Annotated in this window: 16 protein-coding genes; 3 read left to right on the top strand and 13 right to left on the bottom strand. The window is 73.6% G+C overall.

Annotated elements, in window-relative coordinates; all coding sequences use genetic code 11:
- Nucleotides 1-7 precede the first annotated feature (7 nt).
- From ACTWM8_RS07840 to ACTWM8_RS07825, 4 genes are read right to left on the bottom strand one after another with little or no spacing between them, the layout of a single operon-like run.
- Nucleotides 8-901, bottom strand: coding sequence for a carbohydrate ABC transporter permease (locus tag ACTWM8_RS07840; RefSeq protein ID WP_446213221.1), 894 nt, complete (start codon nucleotides 899-901; stop codon nucleotides 8-10).
- Nucleotides 898-2028, bottom strand: a complete 1131-nt coding sequence (locus tag ACTWM8_RS07835) for a carbohydrate ABC transporter permease (RefSeq protein WP_446213220.1) — start codon at nucleotides 2026-2028, stop codon at nucleotides 898-900. Before ACTWM8_RS07835 ends, ACTWM8_RS07840 begins: the two co-directional genes overlap by 4 nt.
- A gap of 56 nt (nucleotides 2029-2084) precedes the next feature.
- Nucleotides 2085-3335 carry a sugar ABC transporter substrate-binding protein gene (locus ACTWM8_RS07830; RefSeq protein ID WP_446213219.1) on the bottom strand — a complete coding sequence of 417 codons (1251 nt, stop codon included), beginning with the start codon at nucleotides 3333-3335 and terminating at the stop codon, nucleotides 2085-2087.
- A 25-nt stretch (nucleotides 3336-3360) separates the two neighbouring features.
- A complete protein-coding gene (locus ACTWM8_RS07825) occupies nucleotides 3361-4407 on the bottom strand; it encodes a LacI family DNA-binding transcriptional regulator (RefSeq protein WP_446213218.1) in 1047 nt (348 codons plus the stop codon).
- Nucleotides 4408-4563: 156 nt separating this feature from the next.
- Between ACTWM8_RS07825 and ACTWM8_RS07820 the strand changes: the two genes are divergently transcribed.
- Nucleotides 4564-6672, top strand: coding sequence for an amylo-alpha-1,6-glucosidase (locus tag ACTWM8_RS07820; protein ID WP_446213217.1), 2109 nt, complete (start codon nucleotides 4564-4566; stop codon nucleotides 6670-6672).
- Between the two features lie 55 nt (nucleotides 6673-6727).
- Here the strand turns inward: ACTWM8_RS07820 and ACTWM8_RS07815 are convergent, their stop codons facing one another.
- The 8 genes from ACTWM8_RS07815 to truB all read right to left on the bottom strand — a co-directional run bounded on the left by ACTWM8_RS07815 (nucleotide 6728) and on the right by truB (nucleotide 15705).
- Nucleotides 6728-7198 carry a GNAT family N-acetyltransferase gene (locus tag ACTWM8_RS07815; RefSeq protein WP_334450651.1) on the bottom strand — a complete coding sequence of 157 codons (471 nt, stop codon included), beginning with the start codon at nucleotides 7196-7198 and terminating at the stop codon, nucleotides 6728-6730.
- A gap of 121 nt (nucleotides 7199-7319) precedes the next feature.
- Nucleotides 7320-8243: a helix-turn-helix domain-containing protein gene (locus ACTWM8_RS07810; RefSeq protein WP_446213216.1), complete on the bottom strand. Its 924-nt coding sequence runs from the start codon at nucleotides 8241-8243 to the stop codon at nucleotides 7320-7322.
- A gap of 100 nt (nucleotides 8244-8343) precedes the next feature.
- Nucleotides 8344-9117 (bottom strand): 4-hydroxy-tetrahydrodipicolinate reductase, encoded by a 774-nt coding sequence (gene dapB / locus ACTWM8_RS07805; protein WP_179803649.1) that lies wholly within the window; start codon nucleotides 9115-9117, stop codon nucleotides 8344-8346.
- Between the two features lie 168 nt (nucleotides 9118-9285).
- Nucleotides 9286-10653, bottom strand: coding sequence for a M16 family metallopeptidase (locus tag ACTWM8_RS07800; protein ID WP_446213215.1), 1368 nt, complete (start codon nucleotides 10651-10653; stop codon nucleotides 9286-9288).
- Between the two features lie 96 nt (nucleotides 10654-10749).
- Nucleotides 10750-13131: a polyribonucleotide nucleotidyltransferase gene (locus ACTWM8_RS07795; RefSeq protein ID WP_446214493.1), complete on the bottom strand. Its 2382-nt coding sequence runs from the start codon at nucleotides 13129-13131 to the stop codon at nucleotides 10750-10752.
- A 221-nt stretch (nucleotides 13132-13352) separates the two neighbouring features.
- Nucleotides 13353-13622 carry a 30S ribosomal protein S15 gene (gene rpsO, locus ACTWM8_RS07790; RefSeq protein WP_088963411.1) on the bottom strand — a complete coding sequence of 90 codons (270 nt, stop codon included), beginning with the start codon at nucleotides 13620-13622 and terminating at the stop codon, nucleotides 13353-13355.
- Nucleotides 13623-13815: 193 nt separating this feature from the next.
- On the bottom strand, nucleotides 13816-14745 hold the full coding sequence (locus ACTWM8_RS07785; RefSeq protein WP_446213214.1) for a bifunctional riboflavin kinase/FAD synthetase: 930 nt from the start codon (nucleotides 14743-14745) through the stop codon (nucleotides 13816-13818).
- Between the two features lie 75 nt (nucleotides 14746-14820).
- The gene (truB, locus tag ACTWM8_RS07780) at nucleotides 14821-15705 is read right to left on the bottom strand and encodes a tRNA pseudouridine(55) synthase TruB (RefSeq protein ID WP_446213213.1); all 885 of its coding nucleotides are present in this window, start codon (nucleotides 15703-15705) and stop codon (nucleotides 14821-14823) included.
- 90 nt (nucleotides 15706-15795) lie between these two features.
- On the opposite strand from truB, the gene ACTWM8_RS07775 reads away from it, so the two are divergent.
- Entirely contained in the window at nucleotides 15796-16092 is a 297-nt protein-coding gene (locus tag ACTWM8_RS07775; RefSeq protein WP_446213212.1) for a hypothetical protein, read from the top strand.
- A 123-nt stretch (nucleotides 16093-16215) separates the two neighbouring features.
- Nucleotides 16216-16536 carry a hypothetical protein gene (locus ACTWM8_RS07770; protein ID WP_446213211.1) on the top strand — a complete coding sequence of 107 codons (321 nt, stop codon included), beginning with the start codon at nucleotides 16216-16218 and terminating at the stop codon, nucleotides 16534-16536.
- A 41-nt stretch (nucleotides 16537-16577) separates the two neighbouring features.
- Here ACTWM8_RS07770 and ACTWM8_RS07765 read toward each other — a convergent pair whose 3' ends face one another.
- Nucleotides 16578-17900, bottom strand: a complete 1323-nt coding sequence (locus tag ACTWM8_RS07765; protein WP_377608237.1) for an MATE family efflux transporter — start codon at nucleotides 17898-17900, stop codon at nucleotides 16578-16580.
- Nucleotides 17901-17959 lie beyond the last annotated feature (59 nt).

Genomic DNA, 17959 nt, shown 5'->3' with positions numbered 1-17959 from the left:
GGCGGGGTCAGCCCTTCTCGGCGCCCTCGTTGGCGCCCCGCACGAAGTACCGCTGGAAGATCACGAAGAGGACCGCCACCGGGATGGTGGCCAGCAGCGCCGCCCCCAGCTTCAACGGATACTGGGTGCCCTTGCCCAGCGAGCCGCTGACCAGGTCGGCCAGGCCGCGCGGCAGGGTGAACAGGTCCGGGTCCTGCACCGAGACCAGGCTGTGCGGGAACTCGTTCCAGGACCCCTGGAAGGACAGGATGGTGAGCGTGATCAGCGCCGGCCTGGCCATCGGCAGCACCACCGACCAGTAGGTGCGGAAGACGCCGGCCCCGTCGATGCGGGCCGCCTCCTCCATGCTGACCGGGATCGACTCGAAGAACTGCTTCATGATGAACACGCCGGCCGCGTCGGCGAGCAGCGGCACCACCAGCCCGGCGTAGCTGTTGTAGATCCCGAGCTGGTTGAGCACCAGGAACTTCGGGATGAGCAGCACCACGCCGGGCACCGCCATCACCGCGATGACCGCGGCGAACAGCCCGGACCGTCCCCGGAACCGCAGCCGGGCCAGCGCGTACCCGGCGAGCGAGTCGAAGAAGACCCGGCCCAGGGTGACCAGGACGGTCACCAGCAGCGAGTTGCCGAGCCAGAGCGGGAAGTTGGTGCCGGCGAAGATCCGCTCGAAGCCGGCGACGGTCAGCGGGTCCGGGATCGGCGAGAGCGGGTTCGCCGCCGCGTCCGGCTCGGTCTTGAACGAGTTGCCGAGCTGGATGACGAACGGGTAGAGGAAGACCAGCCCGAAGAAGAGCAGCGTGGCGTACCCGAGGATCCGGGTGGCCAGGGTGCGGGCGCCGCGGCGGTCGCGGTGGGCGGGCGCCGCCGCGACCGGCGGGCGGTCGGTGAGTGCGGTCATGACGGCGACCCTTCCGGTACGCGCCGACGCCACCACCGGGCCCGCCGCGGCCGGTCGGTGTCCCGGTCGGCCATCACCCGGCGCTGCACCAGGGTGAGCACGATGATGATCAGGAACAGCACGAACGAGATGGCCGCGCCGGAGCCGTAGTCGAAGTCCCGGAACGCGGTCCGGTACGACAGGTAGGCCGGGGTGAGGGTGGTCTTGGCCGGCTCGCCCTGGCTCATCACGTAGACCTGGTCGAAGACCTGCCAGGAGCCAATCAGGCCGAGGGTGAGCACCAGGAACATGGTCGGCTTGATCATCGGCAGGGTGACGTACCGGAATCGCTGCCAGCGGCTCGCGCCGTCCAGCGTGCCGGCCTCGTCCAGCGCCACCGGGACGCTCTGCAGCGCGGCCAGGAACATCAGCATGAACGTGCCGGAGGTGGTCCACACCACCAGCGTGATGATCGACATCATCGCGACGCTCGGCCCGGACAGCCAGTCCCACCAGCTCAGCCCGAACGGCCCGCCGCCGGCCAGCGCGGCCGGCGCGGTGTCCATCCCGAGGGCCCCGAGCAGCAGGTGCAGCACGCCGCGCGAGTCGGCGAACCACTGCGGCCCGTCCACGCCGAAGACGCCGAGCAGCGCGTTGACCGCACCGGAGTTGGCGAACAGGAAGAGGAAGACCACACTGATCGCCACCGAGCTGGTCACCGACGGGAAGTAGAAGGCGCTGCGGAAGAACGCCTTGCCCTTGAGCATCCGGTTGTTGACGACCAGCGCGAGCCCGAGGGCGAGCGCGGTCTGCGCGGGCACCACGATCGCCACGTAGTAGACGTTGTTGCGGATGCTGGTCATAAAGTCCCGACGGGCCAGCCCGTCCTCGGTGAACAGCCGGGTGTAGTTGTCGGCGCCGACGAAGGGCACCTTCGACGTGAACGGGCTGCCCTGACCGTTCCAGTCGGTGAGGCTGACCCAGAGCGCCATCAGGATCGGCAGCAGCAGGAACAGGCCGAGGATCACGATGACCGGGGCGACGAAGAGCCAGCCGGCCAGGTTCTCGTCACCGCGGACGCCCCGGCCGCGCCGACGCTCCGGGCCGCCGGTCGCGGTGGCCGGCGCGGCGATTGCTTCTGTTGCCATCCACCCTCCTTCGACTCGCCGTGGGGCGCCACCGGTGCGGCGGCGCCCCCGGCCCGTCAGCTGCCGCCGAGCGCGGCCTTGGCGTTCTTGTCGAAGTTGCTGAGGATGGTCTTCGGGTCGCCGTTGGCCAGCCCCTGCAGGCCGGTGTCCAGGTCACCGACGACGCTGTCCATCTTCGGGGCGTTCACCGGGCCCTGGGCGTATGCGGCGCCGTCGATGAACGGCTTGTCGGCCGGGAACGCCGCCGTGTACTGCTCGCGCACGGACTGGCGGGACGGCATCACACCGAAGGCCTTGGCGAAGGTGATCTGCTGCTCGCCGGCGGTCATCGCCTCGACGAACTTGACCGCCTGCTCCTTGTGCTTGCTCTTGGCGGCGATGCCCCAGCACTGGGTGAAGGAGAGGGTTCCCTTGCCCTTCGGTCCGGCGGGCAACTCGACCACCTTGTACTTGACGTTCGGGAAGTCGTTCTGCAGCGCGCCCTTGATCCAGTTGCCCTCGATGGTCATCACGGCCTTGCCCTTGCCGAACGCCTCGCCCGACCAGCCGGCGTCGAGCTGCTTCGGGTACCGGGCCAGCCCCTCGGTGATCAGCGACTTCACGTAGGTGAGGGCGGCCAGGTTCTCCGCCGTGTCCGCGGTGGGCTGCTTGCCGTCCTCGCTGAGCAGCCAGCCGCCGTTCTGCACCAGGAAGGCGCCGATCCGGTCCCGGGTGTCGCCGAGGGCCAGCGGCACCTGCCCCTTCGCCTTGATCTTGCGGGCGGTGGCGGTGAGCTGGTCCCAGTTGGTCGGGACGTCGGCGTCGGTCAGGCCGGCCTTCGTCCACAGGTCGGTGTTGATCTGGAGGGCGAGGGTGGAGAAGTCCTTCGGCGCGCAGTACAGCTTGCCGTCGTAGGTGAACGTGGTGCGCAGGCTCTCGTAGAAGTCGTCCTTGTTGCTGATCTTGTCGCCGTACGGCTCCAGGGCGCCGACGCTGGCGTAGTCGGCGAACCGGGCCGCGTCGACGTAGAAGACGTCCGGCGGGGTGCCGCCGGCCAGGGCCTGGCCGAGCTGCTGGGTGAGATCCTGGGCCGGGGTGACGGTGGCCTGGTTGCCCGACGACGAGGCCCACTTCGCGGCGGCGTCCTGCACCGCCTTGGTCTCGGCGTCGCCGGAGGAGCCGATCAGGATCTGGAGGTTGGCCGGCCCGCTGGACTGCGCGGTGCCGGACTCGTCGTCGTCGAAGCCGCTGCCGCAGGCGGCGGAGCCGAGGAGCGCGACGGCGGCGAGGCCGGCCACCGCCGCGCGGGTGAGGGTTCGAGGTGCCATCGGTTCTCCTGGGTGGGGGACGGTGTCAGGCGGTGTGCCGCAGCACCAGCGAGGGCTGGAGCAGCACGGGGGCAGGGGTCCGCGGGGGCCCGTCGAGGACCGCGGTGAGCAGGTCGACGCAGCGGGCGGCGGCGTCGCCGAGGGGTTGGCTGACGCTGGTCAGGCCGACCGCCGCGGCGACCGGGGTGTCATCGAAGCCGATCACCGGCACGGCCGGCGTGCCGGTGTGGGCGGCCGGGCCGGTGGCCGGCGCGGCGGTGTGGGCGGCCGTTCCGGTGGTCGGCGCGGCGGCGCGGGCGGCCTGGAGGGCGCCCAGGGCGAGCGAGTCGCTGGCGCAGACCAGGGCGGTCGGTGGGGACGCGGTGGCGAGCAGGTCGGCGGCGAGCCGCTCTCCCTCGGCGATGCCGTCCACCGCCTCCCGGTCCAGCCCGGTCGGGTCCACGCCCGCCGCCCGCAGGGCCTCCCGCCAGCCCGCCCGGCGGTCGTCGCCGACGCCGGAGCCGGCGGGCCAGCCGATGAAGCCGATCCGGCGGTGACCGGCGGCGAGCAGGTGGCCGGTGGCCTGGGCCGTTCCGGCGGCGCCGTCGACGTCGACCCAGGGGTGGGCGTCGGGGTCGTCCCAGGGCCGGCCGAAGGTCACGAACGGCACGCCCCGCTCGGCGAGCCAGGCGGTACGCGGGTCGCCGTGGTCGGTGCCGGTGAGCACGAACCCGTCCAGGTCGTACGCGCTGAGCAGGTCGTCGAAGGTGGCGATCTCGGCGGCGGCGTCGGCGGCGGTGTAGAGCATCGCGCGGTAGCCGGCCGCCTCGGCGGTCTCGGTGAGGCCGTGCAGGAAACGGTCGAGCACCGAGCCGTTGATCCCGTCGCGGGTGGGCTCGATGCGGACGGCGATCAGCCGGGACCGGCCGGTACGCATCTGCCGGGCGGCCTGGCTGGCCCGGTAACCGAGGGCGTCGATGGCCTCCTGCACGCGCCGGCGGGTCTCCTCCCGCACGACGTGCGGCGAGTTGAGCACGTTGGACACCGTCTGCCGGCTGACCTGGGCGCGCCGGGCCACCGTCGCGATGGTCACCTTTTCAGACACTTGATGCCTCTCGCCGTCTTGAACGATCCAATTCGGATACGGCAGGATTAGATCGTTCAAGTTTCTGGAATGTTTCGCACTTTGCACCGCCCCGGACGGCTTGTCAAGAGTTCGTCCGCCCCCTCAGGACCTGGAGCCGCGACCGTGACCGAACGCCAGCTGCAACCCCTGCTGCACGAGCTGGTCGGGGTGGTCCTCGCCCCGACCAGCGCGCTGGGCGACCGGGCCGGGCAGATCCGCCCGGCCGGCGTTCAGGGGGTCTTCCACGCCGACGCCCGGGTGCTGTCCCGGGCGGAGCTGCGGATCGACGACCGGGAGCCGGAGGCGCTGGCCCACGGCCCCGACGGCCCGCACGGCGCACGCTTCGTCGGCCTCGCCCGCTGGCTCGGCGACCCCGGCGCGGACCCCACCGTGCGGGTGGAACGGGCCCGCCGGGCCGGCCCGAACGGCGTCGACGAGGAGATCACCGTCGTCTCCACGGCCGCCGTGCCGGTGCGCGCCACGGTCAGCGTCGACCTCGGCTGCGACCTGGCCCCGATCGAGGTGGTCAAGTCCGGCGGCGCGGCCACGCCGATCGAGGCCCGGACCGGGCAGCCGGGCCGGGTGCGCTGGGCCGCCGACGGCATCACGGTGACCGTCACCGGCGACGGCGCCCGGGTGGACACCGACCGGGCCACCGCGCCCCGGCTGTCCTGGCCGGTCGACCTCCGTCCCGGCGGGACCGCGACGCTGCGGTGGCGGCTGCGGGTCGACGACCCCCGGGCCGTGGTGACCGCCCCGACCGGGGAGCCCGACTGGTCCCGGCCGGTGGTCCGCGCCGACGACCGGCGGCTGGTCCGCCTGCTCGACCGGTCCCTGGACGACCTGCGCGGGCTGCGCCTGGCCGAACCCGCCGCCCCCGCCGACGTCTTTCTCGGCGCCGGGGTGCCCTGGTTCCTCACCCTGTTCGGCCGGGACAGTCTCTGGGCCGCGCGGATGATGCTGCCGCTCGGCACCGAGCTGGCCGCCGGGACGCTGCGGGTGCTCGCCCGCCGGCAGGGTGCCCGCCTCGACCCGGCCACCGGTGAGGCGCCCGGCAAGATCCTGCACGAGCTGCGCCGGCACGAGTTCACCATGCTCGGCGAGGGGCTGCGGCTGCCGCCGGCGTACTACGGGACGGTCGACGCCACCATGCTCTGGGTGGCGCTGCTGCACGACGCCTGGCGCTGGGGACTGCTCGCCGACCAGATCGAGCCGCTGCTGCCACACCTGGAGGCGGCGCTCGGCTGGCTCGACGAGCACGCCGACGCCGACGGCGACGGCCTGGTCGAGTACGTCGACACCACCGGGCACGGCCTGACCAACCAGGGCTGGAAGGACTCCGGGGACGCGGTCCGGTTCCGCGACGGCCGGCTCGCCGCGCCGCCGATCGTGCTGGCCGAGGTGCAGGGGTACGCGTACCAGGCGGCGGTCGGCGGGGCGGACCTGCTCGACGCGTTCGGCCGCCCGGGCGCCGACCGCTGGCGCGGGTACGCCGACGCACTCGCCACCCGGTTCCGCGCCGCCTTCTGGGTGGACGGCCCGCACGGCCCGCACCCGGCGCTGGCGCTGGACCGGGACAAGCGCCCCGTCGACTCGCTGACCAGCAACATCGGCCACCTGCTCGGCACCGGCCTGCTCTCCGGCGAGGAGGAGGCGCAGGTCGCCCACCTGCTCACCGGCGACGCGCTGGCCGGCGGGTTCGGGCTGCGCACCATGTCCACCGGCGACGCCGGGTTCAGCCCGCTGTCGTACCACTGCGGGTCGATCTGGGCGCACGACACCGCGATCGTGCTCGCCGGGCTGGCCCGGGCCGGTTTCCGGGAGGCCGCGCTGGGCCTGGCGGAGGGGCTGCTCGGTGCGGCGGAGGCGTTCGACCACCGGCTGCCCGAGCTCTACGGCGGCGACGACCGTACGCTGCTCGGCCGCCCGGTTCCCTACCCGGCGGCCTGCAGCCCGCAGGCCTGGTCGGCGGCGGCCGCGGTGCTGCTGCTGCACGCCGCGACCGGGCTGCACCCGGACGTGCCGAACGGTCGGTTCGCCCTGCGTCCCCTGGCCGGTCCCGAGCTGGGCGCCGTCTCCGTGCAGGGCCTGCGCGTCGCCGGCGCCCGCGTCGACGTCCACGTCGACGCCACCGGCCACGCCACCCTCGCCAACCTGCCGCCGACCCTCACCCTGACCCCACCGTCCGTACCCTCCCCCCGCCACGCGCCCGACTCCGCCGTCGAGGCGTGACCGGACCGGTCCTGAAGTCGGCGGAGCGCGCCGTCGACCTCGTGGCCGGGCGGGGTCAGGAGGTGAGCTCGGCGACCAGTTCGTCGTCCTCTACGGCACCGGTCGGGGCGAAGCCCAGGGCGGTGTAGAGGCGGGCCGCCGGGGTGTTGTCGGGGTGGTACGAGAGGCGGACCACGCTGCCCCCGTCCTGCGCGGCGAGCCAGTCGGCCAGGGTACGGACGGTGGCCCGCCCGACGCCCCGGTCCTGTTCGTCGGCGGCGATCACCATGCCGCCGATCCAGCGGGAGCCGTCGTCGTCGACACCCCACATGGCGTGTCCGACCACCGTCTCGTCGGCGTAGACGGCCAGCGAGGTCCACACGTCGGAGCGCATGGTCAGCACCAGGTAACGGGCGGCGAGCGCGGGCACCCAGGCGCGCTGGTCGTCGCGGGGCGCCACGTCGGCGACATCCCGCCAGTTGTCGTCGTCGACCGGCCGCAGCGTGATGTGACGTCCGGCCCGGTCGCGCAGCCCAGAATCGATCATGAGGATCAGCCTAGGTCCCGGCCGGACCGGGTGACGAGCCGTTTCACCCCGTGTCGCACCGGCCGGTCGTGCTCACCCGGCCCGTCGCCCAGGGCCCGGCCGGGTGAGCCTCGACCGTGGCTCAGCTCGCCCGGGCGTCCAGGTACGGCCGCGGGTCACCGGCCCCGAGGTCGGTGACGCCGGCGGTGTGCAGGGCCCCGATGGCGAGGGTGCGGCGCACCGCGGCGAAGGTGATCACGTGCCCGATGGTGCCGCCCAGCGTGTGCGTGGTCGGCGGCGAGCAGGTGGTGTCGACGAAGGTGTCGGCCAGCGTCCCGTCGGCGAGCGTCCGGGCGACGAAGGCCCGCCAGTCCCGCCCGGCCACCTCGTGCCGCGCGGACAGCCCGGCGATCGACTGGTCGCTCTCGTCGGGCCAGTCGCCCCCGCGCAACGCCGACAGCCAATGCTCCTCCTGGGTCACCATGGCGTTGATCAGGGAACGGAGGGTCGGTCGGTCGTCGATGGTCTCCACCGAGACGGTGACGGGCCGGTCGAGCACCTCGTCGTCGAGGGTGGCGGCCCGCTCGATGACGGCGGACAGGGTGGTGACGTGGTGGTCGACGAGATGTTGCAGGACGTCCATGGCGGTCTCCTCATGGGTGCCCGGCAGCCGCAGGCCACCGGGGGGCTGGAAGTGCACGCCGCTGGGACAGGGCAGCTCCAGCTCGCGGAAGGTGAGTGGCCGGCGCCGCCGGACCTGGGTCGGCGACGCGCCGTAGGAGCGCAGGAAGGCGCGGCTGAACGCCTCGTGTGAGCCGTACCCGGCCTCGACGGCGACGTCGAGGACGGTCCGGTCGGTGGTGGTGAGCCGGTGCGCCGCGCGCTCCAGCAGCAGCCGGCGGCGCAGCGCGCCGGGTGGTTCCCCGGTGGCCGCCGCGACCAGCCGGTCGAAGTGGAACCGGGACAGGTGCGCCCGGGCCGCCAGCGCGGCCGGGCTGACGCCGGGATCGTCCACGCCCACCTGCACCCAGTGCAGGATGCGGGTCAGTCCGTCCGTCGTCGTCATGCGAACAGCCTGCACCCGAGGGTGGCCGGCGCGCTTGACCGCCGTTGCGCACCTGCCGGCGCGACGGCCGGCCCGCGGCACGGGCCGGCCGGGCGGACGCTCAGTCGAGCAGCGAGTCCAGGCCGATGGTCAGGCCCGGGCGGGTACGCACCGCGCGGACGGCCAGCAGCACGCCGGGCATGAACGAGGCCCGGTCGTACGAGTCGTGCCGGATGGTCAGCGTCTCGCCGGTGGTGCCGAAGAGCACCTCCTGGTGGGCGACCAGCCCGGTGGCCCGCACGGCGTGCACGCGTACCCCGTCGATGTCGGCGCCGCGCGCACCCGGCACCTCGTCGGAGGTGGCGTCCGGCGACGGGCCGAGACCGGCGTCGGCGCGCGCCTGGGCGATCCGGCGGGCGGTGTGGGTGGCGGTGCCGCTGGGGGCGTCGAGCTTGCGCGGGTGGTGCTGCTCGATGATCTCGACGGACTCGAAGTGCCGGGCGGCCCGCGCGGCGAACTGCATCATCAGCACCGCGCCGATGCCGAAGTTCGGGGCGATCACCACGCCGACGCCCGGCTTGCGCTCCAGCCAACCGCGCACCCGCTCGATCCGCTGCTCGGTGAAGCCGGTGGTGCCGACCACCGCGCTGATGCCCTGGTCGATGCACCAGTGCAGGTTGTCCATGACGACGTCCGGGGTGGTGAAGTCGACGACCACCTCGGCGCCCGCGTCGGAGGCGTTGAACAGCCAGTCGCCCTGGTCGACCATCGCCACCAGGTCCATGTCGGAGGCCGCGTCGACCGCCTTGCACACCTCGACGCCCATCCGGCCCCGGGCACCCAGCACGCCGACCCGGATCGGCTCGTCCAGGCCCTTCTCCTGTTCGTCAGTCACGGGGCACAACCTATCCCAATCGGGACGCCCTCACCCGCCGGGACCACCCACGTTCCACAGGACGCCGGTGATCCACTCCAATTGGGCCGTGTTGCGCCTTCCGGCGGCGCGGACACCGCGACCCGCCGCATCCCACGACCGCCCCGTCCGGGCGGGCGGGTCCGGCGGTCAGGCGGAGAAGTCGTGCTCGCCGAACGGGCCGACCACGGCCAGGGACATCGGCCGGCTCAGCAGCTCGGCGGCGAGCGTGTTCACGTCCGCCAGGGTGACCGCGTCGACCCGGGTGAGCAGCTCGTCCACCGGCATTAGGTCGCCGTAAAGCAGCTCCCCCTTGGCCAGCCGGCTCATCCGCGAGCCGGTGTCCTCCAGGCCCAGCACGAACGATCCCTTGCTCATGCCCTTGCCCCGGGCCAGCTCGGCCTCGCTGATCCCCTCGGCGGCCACCCGGGCCAGCTCGGCGCGGGTCAGCTCCAGCACCTCATCCACCTTGCCCGGCGCGCAGCCGGCGTAGACGGCGAAGAGGCCGCTGTCGGCGTACTGGCTGGCGTACGAGTAGACCGAGTAGGCCAGGCCCCGCTGCTCGCGGATCTCCTGGAACAGTCGGCTGGACATGCCGCCGCCGAGGACGTTGTTGAGCACGCCGAGGGCGAAGCGCCGCTCGTCGAGGCGGTCGATGCCGGGGCAGCCGAGGATGACGTGCGCCTGCTCGGACTCCTTCGGCTCCACCAGGGTGGCGGCCGGCCTGGTGCGTACCGCCGGGGTGGCCGGCCGGTGCGGAGCCGGGGTCGCCGGGTCGGTGTCCAGCGGGGTGCCGCGCAGCGCCTGGCGGACCAGCTTGACCACGGTGGCGTGGTCCAGGTTGCCGGCGGCGGCGATGACGATCTGCGGCGCGGTGTACCGGCGCCGGTAGAAGCTGTGGATCTGCCGCCGGGTCATCGGGGTGACCGTCTCCTCGGTGCCGGAGATCAGCCGGCCCAGGGGGTGGTCGCCGTAGACGGCGCGGGCGAAGAGGTCGTGCACCTCGTCGCCGGGCTCGTCGTCGTGCATGGCGATCTCTTCGAGGATGACGCCGCGCTCGGTCTCCACGTCGGCCGCCTCGATCACCGAGTCGGCCACCAGGTCGCACATGACGTCGATCGCCAGCGGCAGGTCCTCGTCCAGCACGCGGGCGTAGTAGCAGGTGTATTCCTTGGTGGTGAAGGCGTTGGTCTCGCCGCCCACCGCCTCGATCTCCGAGGAGATCTCCAGCGCGCCGCGCTTGTGGGTGCCCTTGAAGAGCAGGTGCTCCAGGAAGTGCGCCGCGCCGGCCTGCGGGCCGGTCTCGTCCCGCGAGCCGACCGCCACCCAGATGCCGAACGAGACGCTGCGCATCGCCGGGATCGCCTCGGTGAGCACGCGCAACCCGCTGGGCAGCACGGTACGGCGTACCGTGCCGCCCAGCGGGTCGTCACTCAGCGTGCGGGTGACCGCCCGGCCCGACCCCGCGCGACCGGATTGCGTCCCGGTGGCGTGCCGGACGGCTCCGGACGGCCCCACCCCCCGTCGACCCGCAGGAAAAGACGAACGCTGGGCCCGACTCACGGAAACCTGCTTTCAGTTGACGAGGGGTGGGTGGTTCTGTGGCGCGGTGGGTCAGCTGTGCCGGGTCCGGCGACGCGGACGCTCGCCGCCCTCGCCCTCGCCACCCTCGCCGCCGCCCTGGGGCCGGTCGCCGCGCTCCGGGGCACGACCGCCCCGGTCGCCACGGTCGCGCGGGCCACGGTCACCGCCGCGGTCGCCGCCCCGACCGGCCGGACGCTCGCCACCGGCGGCCTCGCCGGCGGCCGGCGCCTCGGCGCCCTCCGGGCGGACCTTGTCCAGGTAGATCTTGCCGCGGGCGTCGATGTCCGCGATCTCGACCTCGACCTTGTCGCCGACGTTGAGGAAGTCCTCGACCTTCTCGACCCGCTTGCCGTCGCCCACCTTGGAGATGTGCAGCAGGCCGTCGCGGCCCGGCAGCAGCGAGACGAACGCGCCGAACGCGGCCGTCTTGACCACCGTGCCGAGGAACCGCTCCCCCACCTTCGGCAGGGTCGGGTTGGCGATGCCGTTGATCCGGTCGACCGCGGCCTGGGCCGACGGGCCGTTGGTCGCGCCGACGTAGATCGTGCCGTCGTCCTCGATGGAGATCTCGGCGCCGGTCTCGTCCTGGATGGCGTTGATGGTCTGGCCCTTCGGGCCGATCACCATGCCGATCTTGTCGACCGGGATCTTGACCGTGGTGACCCGCGGCGCGTAGTCCGACATCTCGGCCGGAGCCTCGATCGCCGCCTGCATCACGTCGAGGATGGTCTGCCGGGCCTCGTACGCCTGCTGGAGCGCGGCGGCCAGCACGTCCGACGGGATGCCGTCGAGCTTGGTGTCGAGCTGCAGCGCGGTGACGAACTCCCGGGTGCCGGCGACCTTGAAGTCCATGTCACCGAACGCGTCCTCGGCGCCGAGGATGTCGGTCAGCGTCACGTACTGGGTCTTGCCCTCGACCTCGTCGGAGATGAGGCCCATGGCGATGCCGGCGACCGGCGCCTTCAGCGGCACACCGGCCGACAGCAGGCCCAGCGTCGAGGCGCAGACCGAACCCATCGAGGTGGAGCCGTTGGAGCCGAGCGCCTCGGAGACCTGCCGGATGGCGTACGGGAACTCCTCGCGCTTCGGCAGCACCGGGATCAGCGCCCGCTCGGCGAGCGCGCCGTGGCCGATCTCGCGCCGCTTCGGCGAACCGACCCGGCCGGTCTCACCGGTCGAGTACGGCGGGAAGTTGTAGTTGTGCATGTAGCGCTTGGACTTCTCCGGGGAGAGGGTGTCCAGCGACTGCTCCATGCGCAGCATGTTCAGCGTGGTGACACCCAGGATCTGGGTCTCGCCCCGCTCGAACAGCGCCGAGCCGTGCACCCGGGGCAGCACGCCGACCTCGGCGGTCAGCGGGCGGATGTCGCGCGGGCCGCGGCCGTCGATCCGGATCTGCTCGCGCAGCACCCGGTTGCGGACCTCGGACTTGGTCAGCGACCGGAAGGCGGCGCTGAGCTCCTTCTCCCGGCCCTCGAAGCGACCGCCGAGCTCCTCGGCGACCCGGGCCTTGACCCCGTCCAGGGCCTCCTCGCGGGCGGCCTTGCCGGCGATCGTGAGCGCCTGGGCCACGTCGGCGCGGGCCAGGTCGGCCACCGCCGCGTAGACGTCGTCCTGGTAGTCGAGGAAGACCGGGAACTCGGCGACCGGCTTGGCGGCCACCTCGGCCAGCTCGCTCTGCGCCCGGCACAGCTCGCGGATGGCCGGCTTGGCGGCCTCCAGGCCGCTGGCCACGACCTCCTCGGTCGGGGCGGGGGCACCGCCGGCGACCAGCGCCACGGTGTGCTCGGTGGCCTCGGCCTCGACCATCATGATCGCGACGTCGCCGTCGGCCAGGGCGCGGCCGGCCACCACCATGTCGAAGGTGGCCCGGGCCAGCTCCTCGATGGTCGGGAAGGCGACCCACTGGCCGTCGACGTGCGCCATCCGGGTGGCCCCGATCGGGCCGGAGAACGGCAGGCCGGAGAGCTTGGTCGACATCGAGGCGGCGTTGATCGCCACGACGTCGTACGGGTGCTGCGGGTCGAGCGCGAGGACGGTCTCGACGACCTGGACCTCGTTGCGCAGGCCCTTGACGAACGACGGGCGCAGCGGCCGGTCGATCAGCCGGCAGGTGAGGATCGCGTCCTCGCTGGGGCGTCCCTCGCGGCGGAAGAACGAGCCGGGGATCCGGCCCGCGGCGTACATCCGCTCCTCGACGTCGACCGTCAGCGGGAAGAAGTCGAACTGCTCCTTCGGCTGCTTGCCGGCGGTGGTGGCGGAGAGGACCACGGTCTCGCCCAGCTGGGCGACGACCGAACCGGCGGCCTGACGGGCCAGCCGTCCGGTGGAGAAGGTGATCTCACGGGTGCCGAAGGACCCGTTGTCGATCACAGCGGTACGGGATTCGGTGCCGAGGTTGGTCTCGGTCATGGTGCTGTCGTGCTCCTTCGCGTCGGGGGCCCACGACACGGGAGCTGCTCAGACGGCCGGTCTTCGATCGAAGCGCCCGGGTGACCGGCGTGATGCCGGGGTGCCCGGAGGCCACTACCGGAGACCGGTACGCTGACCGGCTCCCTCTCGGGTGGTCGCGCGGCCCTGTTCTTCAGTGGTACCGGAACGGGGGAGCGGCCGCAGGCCACTCCCCCGTCACGTCACCGGCGCAGACCGAGTCGCTCGATGAGCGACCGGTAGCGGTTGATGTCCTTCTTCTGGACGTAGTTGAGCAGCCGACGGCGCCGGCCGACCAGCAGCAGCAGCCCGCGGCGGCTGTGGTGGTCGTGCTTGTGCACCTTCAGGTGCTCGGTCAGCTCGGCGATCCGCTTGGTGAGGACCGCGACCTGCACCTCCGGCGAACCGGTGTCGCCCTCGGCGGTCGCGTACTCCGCACGGATCGTGGCCTTGGCTTCCTGGTCGAGCGCCATGTTCTCCCTGTTTCGGTGGGTTGATCACTGGTGTCCGTCGAACCGGTCAGGAGACCGGAACGGACCGGTACCTCGCACCCGCGGCGTCGTGCAGGCACGCGAGGCCCCACGTCGGTCAGCCGACGTCCCCGCCAGACTACCAGTCCGGCCCGGTCCCATCCGGTCAAGGTCGGCGAAGCCGCCCGCGGCGCGCTCAGCCGATCGCCCGGCGGGTCCGCTCGACGTCCTCGGCGATCTGCGCCACGAGGGGCTCGATGGCGTCGTACCGGCGCTGCTCCCGCAGGTGCGCGACGAAGTCCAGGGCCAGCCGCTCGCCGTACAGGTCGCCGGAGAAGTCCAGCGCGTACGCCTCCACCCGCCGCTCCCGGCCGGAGAAGGTCGGGTTGGTGCCGATCGACACCGCCGCCGCCAGGGGCTCCCGCTGCCCCCGACGCACCAGCCGCGCGGCGTACACCCCGTCGGCGGGGACCGCCGCGTACCGGTGGCGGAGCAGGTTGGCGGTGGGGTAACCCAGCTCACGTCCGCGCTGGTCGCCCCGGACCACCACCCCCTCCAGCCGGTGCGGGCGGCCCAGCGCGGCGGCCGCGGCGGCCACGTCGCCCGCGTCGACGCAGGAGCGGATGTACGTCGAGGAGAAGACGGTGTTGGCCTCGGCCACCAGCGGCGCGCCCTCCACCCCGAAGCCGAAGGTGCGGCCGAGCCGGGTCAGCAGCGCCACGTCGCCGGCCGCCCGGTGCCCGAACCGGAAGTTGTCCCCCACCACCACCAGCGCGGCGTGCAGGTGCTCGACCAGGACGTCGTGCACGAACGCCTCCGCCGGCAGCCGGGAGAACTCCTGGGTGAACGGCACCACGCAGAGCACGTCGACGCCGAGGGCCTCGATCAGCTCCGCCTTGCGGGCCGGCTCGGTGAGCACGGCGGGGTGCGAGCCCGGGCGGACCACCTCCGCCGGGTGCGGGTCGAAGGTGACCACCACCGACTTCATCCCCAGCTCCCGCGCCCGGGCCACGGCGTGCCCGATGGTCGCCTGGTGCCCCTTGTGCACGCCGTCGAAGACGCCGATGGTGACGACCGAACGCCCCCAGCCACCGGGCGCCGCGTCGTACCCCCGCCACCGCTGCATGCCGCTCCTCCCCTGCTTTCCCGGCCTCGCCGGGTACCCGCGCCGGCCGCGCGACCGGCGCACCCACCGCCGCCGTCAGGCCGGGGCGAGCACGATCTCCGCGCGGGCCCGGCCGTCCCGCTCGCTGACGATAGCGATCAGGCCGCCGTCGGGACCGAAGACCGCGTACGGCCCGGCGATCCCGGCCGCGTCGAGCGGCCCGCCGTGGGAGAGCACCTTCGCCTCGTCGGCGCTGGCCTCCCGGCGCGGGAAGAACCGATCGGCGGCCGCGTCGAGCGGCAGGTTGACCACCTCGGGGGCGCGCTGCTCCAACTCGTCGAGGGTGGCGGCCTCGGTCAGCCGGAAGCCGCCCACCGCGGTGCGCCGCAGCGCGGTGAGGTGCCCACCCACCCGGAGCGCCAGGCCCGCGTCCCGCGCGATGGCCCGGATGTACGTCCCGGACGAGCAGGTCACGTCGATGTCCACGTCCAGCACGTCGGGGGTGTCCCGGCGGATGGCCAGCACGTCGAGGCGGGAGATGGTGACCCGCCGGGCGGGCAGCTCCACGCTCTCGCCCTCGCGTACCCGCTTGTAGGCCCGCTGCCCGTTGATCTTGATGGCGCTGACCGCGCTGGGCACCTGGTCGACCTCGCCGGCGAGCGCGGCGAACGCCGCCCGGACCGCCTCGTCGGTGAGCTCGCCGGCCGGGGTGGTGGCGATCACGTCGCCCTCGGCGTCGTCGGTGACGGTGGCCTGCCCGAGCCGCACCGTGGCGGTGTAGCTCTTGCCGGCGCCGATCACGTACGTCAGCAGCCGGGTCGCCCGGCCCACCCCGATCACCAGCACGCCGGTGGCCATCGGGTCGAGCGTGCCGCCGTGCCCCACCCGCCGGGTCCGCGCCAGCCGGCGGATGCGCGCCACCACGTCGTGCGACGTCATGCCGCCCGGCTTGTCCACCACGATCAGCCCGTCACCGCTCACGACCGCCAAGCCTGCCAGACGGGGTCACCGGCGCCGTCACCGCACGGCACAATGCCCCTCGCGTCCCCACCACCGTCCCCCGGAGTCCCGATGAGCAACCCGCCCTCCCACGAGCACCGCGCCCGGGTCGACCTGCCGGAGTGGATGCGCAACCCCGAGCCGCCCCGCCGCACCCCGGGCCGGCTGCTCTCCGAGCTGGTCGACCGGACGCCGCTGCTGCGCGAGCTGCGGCGCGCGGTGTGGCGGTGGCGGGCGCACACCCGGTTCAGCGAGCGACACCCGGTGCTCTCGGCGGTCGTGTCGTTCGTGTTCGTCGCGGCCGTCGCCACGGTGCTCGTCGCGGGCGCGGCGTACCTGTTCGGCAGGATGCGCGAGGGCACCCTCTGAGCCGACCTCGTCCGCGCGCCGGGCGTTGAATCGGCGGCCGGCACCCGACAGGGGACCACGCGACGGGCCGCCGGGTGCGAAGATCATGCACCCGCTCCCACCGCCCGACCCAAAAGGCGCCCGATGACCGACGGACAGTCCTCCGGCAACACCCACGACCGGTTCGCGGTGGCCGCCGCCGACGAGCCGGTCCGCCTGCCGTCCTGGATGGCCGAGGCCGGGTCGGAGCAGGAGCTGACCGCCGCGGAACGCCGCCGGCTGACCTGGGCGCGGCATCGCGGCAAGCTCGGCGCCGGATTCCTCGTCGGCGTCGCCGTACTCCTGGTCGCGCTGACGATCGTGGTCGGCGTCGCCGTCGTCCAGTTGGTCGGCGGGGAGGCGCCGCCGGCGCCGTCGCCCACCGGCACCGTCGGCGCAGGGCAGGACGGCGGCACGGACAGTTAGGACGCGTCCCGCCGCGCGTCACCGCACTCGGGCCGGCCGGGTCAGCGGACCGCGCCGGTCACCGCCCACCCGCCCGAGCGCAGCCGCAGCAGCAGCGCGACCAGGCGGATCACGATGAACAGGGTCAGCCCGGCCCAGATCCCGCCGAGCCCCAGGTCGAGCCCGTGGGCGAGCCAGATCGCCGGCAGGAAGCCGCCGAGCGCCGCGACGATGGTCAGGTTGCGCAGGTAGCGCACGTCCCCGGCGCCGATGAGCACGCCGTCGAGGGCGAAGACCACGCCGGCCAGCGGCTGCATCGCCACGAACCAGGGCCAGGCCACCATGGCCTGCTCGCGCACCTGCGGATCGGAGCTGAACCAGGACGGCACGACGCCGGCCCCGGCGGCGATCAGCACCGCGAAGCCGACGCCGGCAACGCCGCCGAGCAGCGCGAACCGGCGGGCGAGGGCCCGCGCCCCGGCGGCGTCGCCGGCCCCGAGCGCGGCGCCGATCAGCGCCTGGGCCGCGATGGCGAGGGCGTCGAGCACCAGCGCGGTGAAGAACCACAGTTGCAGGGCGATCTGGTGGGCGCCGACGGCGGCGGCGCCGAACCGCGCGGCGACCGCCGTGGCGGAGAGGAAGCTGGCCTGGAACGCGACACCCCGGACCAGCAGGTCGCGGCTGAGCGCCAGCTGCTGCCGGATCAGCCGGGGCCGGGGCCGCAGGGAGACCCGCTCGCGGACCAGCGCCGCGGCGAAGAGCGCGCCGGAGACGGTCTGCGCGACGGCGTTGGCCACCGCCGAGCCGGCCAGCCCGAGCCCGGCCGGGTACACCAGCAGCGGGCAGAGCAGCGCGGAGAGCAGGTTGGGCGCGAGCACGAAGACCAGCGGGCGGCGGGTGTCCTGGATGCCGCGCAACCAGCCGTTGCCGGCGGCGGCGAGGAGCAGCCCGGGCGCGCCGAGCGCCGCGATCCGCAGCCACTGCGCGGCCGCGCCGGCCACGTCGTCACCGCCCCCGGCGAGGGTACGCGCCAGCGCCCCGCCGCCGAGCTGCATGGCGAGCGCGACGAGCACGCCCACCCCGAGGGCGAGCCAGGACGCCTGCACGCCCTCGGCCACCGCCGCCGCCCGGTCGCCGGAACCGAACCGTCGGGCCGCCCGGCCGGTGATCCCGTACGCGAGCACGGTGCCCAGCCAGGCGGTGAGGGTCATCACGGTCCCGCCGACGGCCAGCGCGGCGAGCGGCACCCGGCCGAGGTGCCCGACCACGGCCGTGTCGACCAGCACGTAGAGCGGTTCGGCGGCGAGCACCACCAGCGCGGGCAGGGCGAGGGCGGCGATCCGGCGCGGCGGCGCGATCGCGGTGGCGGTGGCGGTCTGACTCATCGCCGCCGATCCTGGCACGAGGGCGGTAAGGATCGCAAGACCTATCAGCGCTTACGCCT

The sequence above is a fragment of the Micromonospora sp. IBSANI012 genome (genome assembly GCF_052814045.1).
The sequence above is the reverse complement of the archived record's forward strand: the minus strand, read 5'-3'. Positions and strand labels throughout refer to the sequence as shown.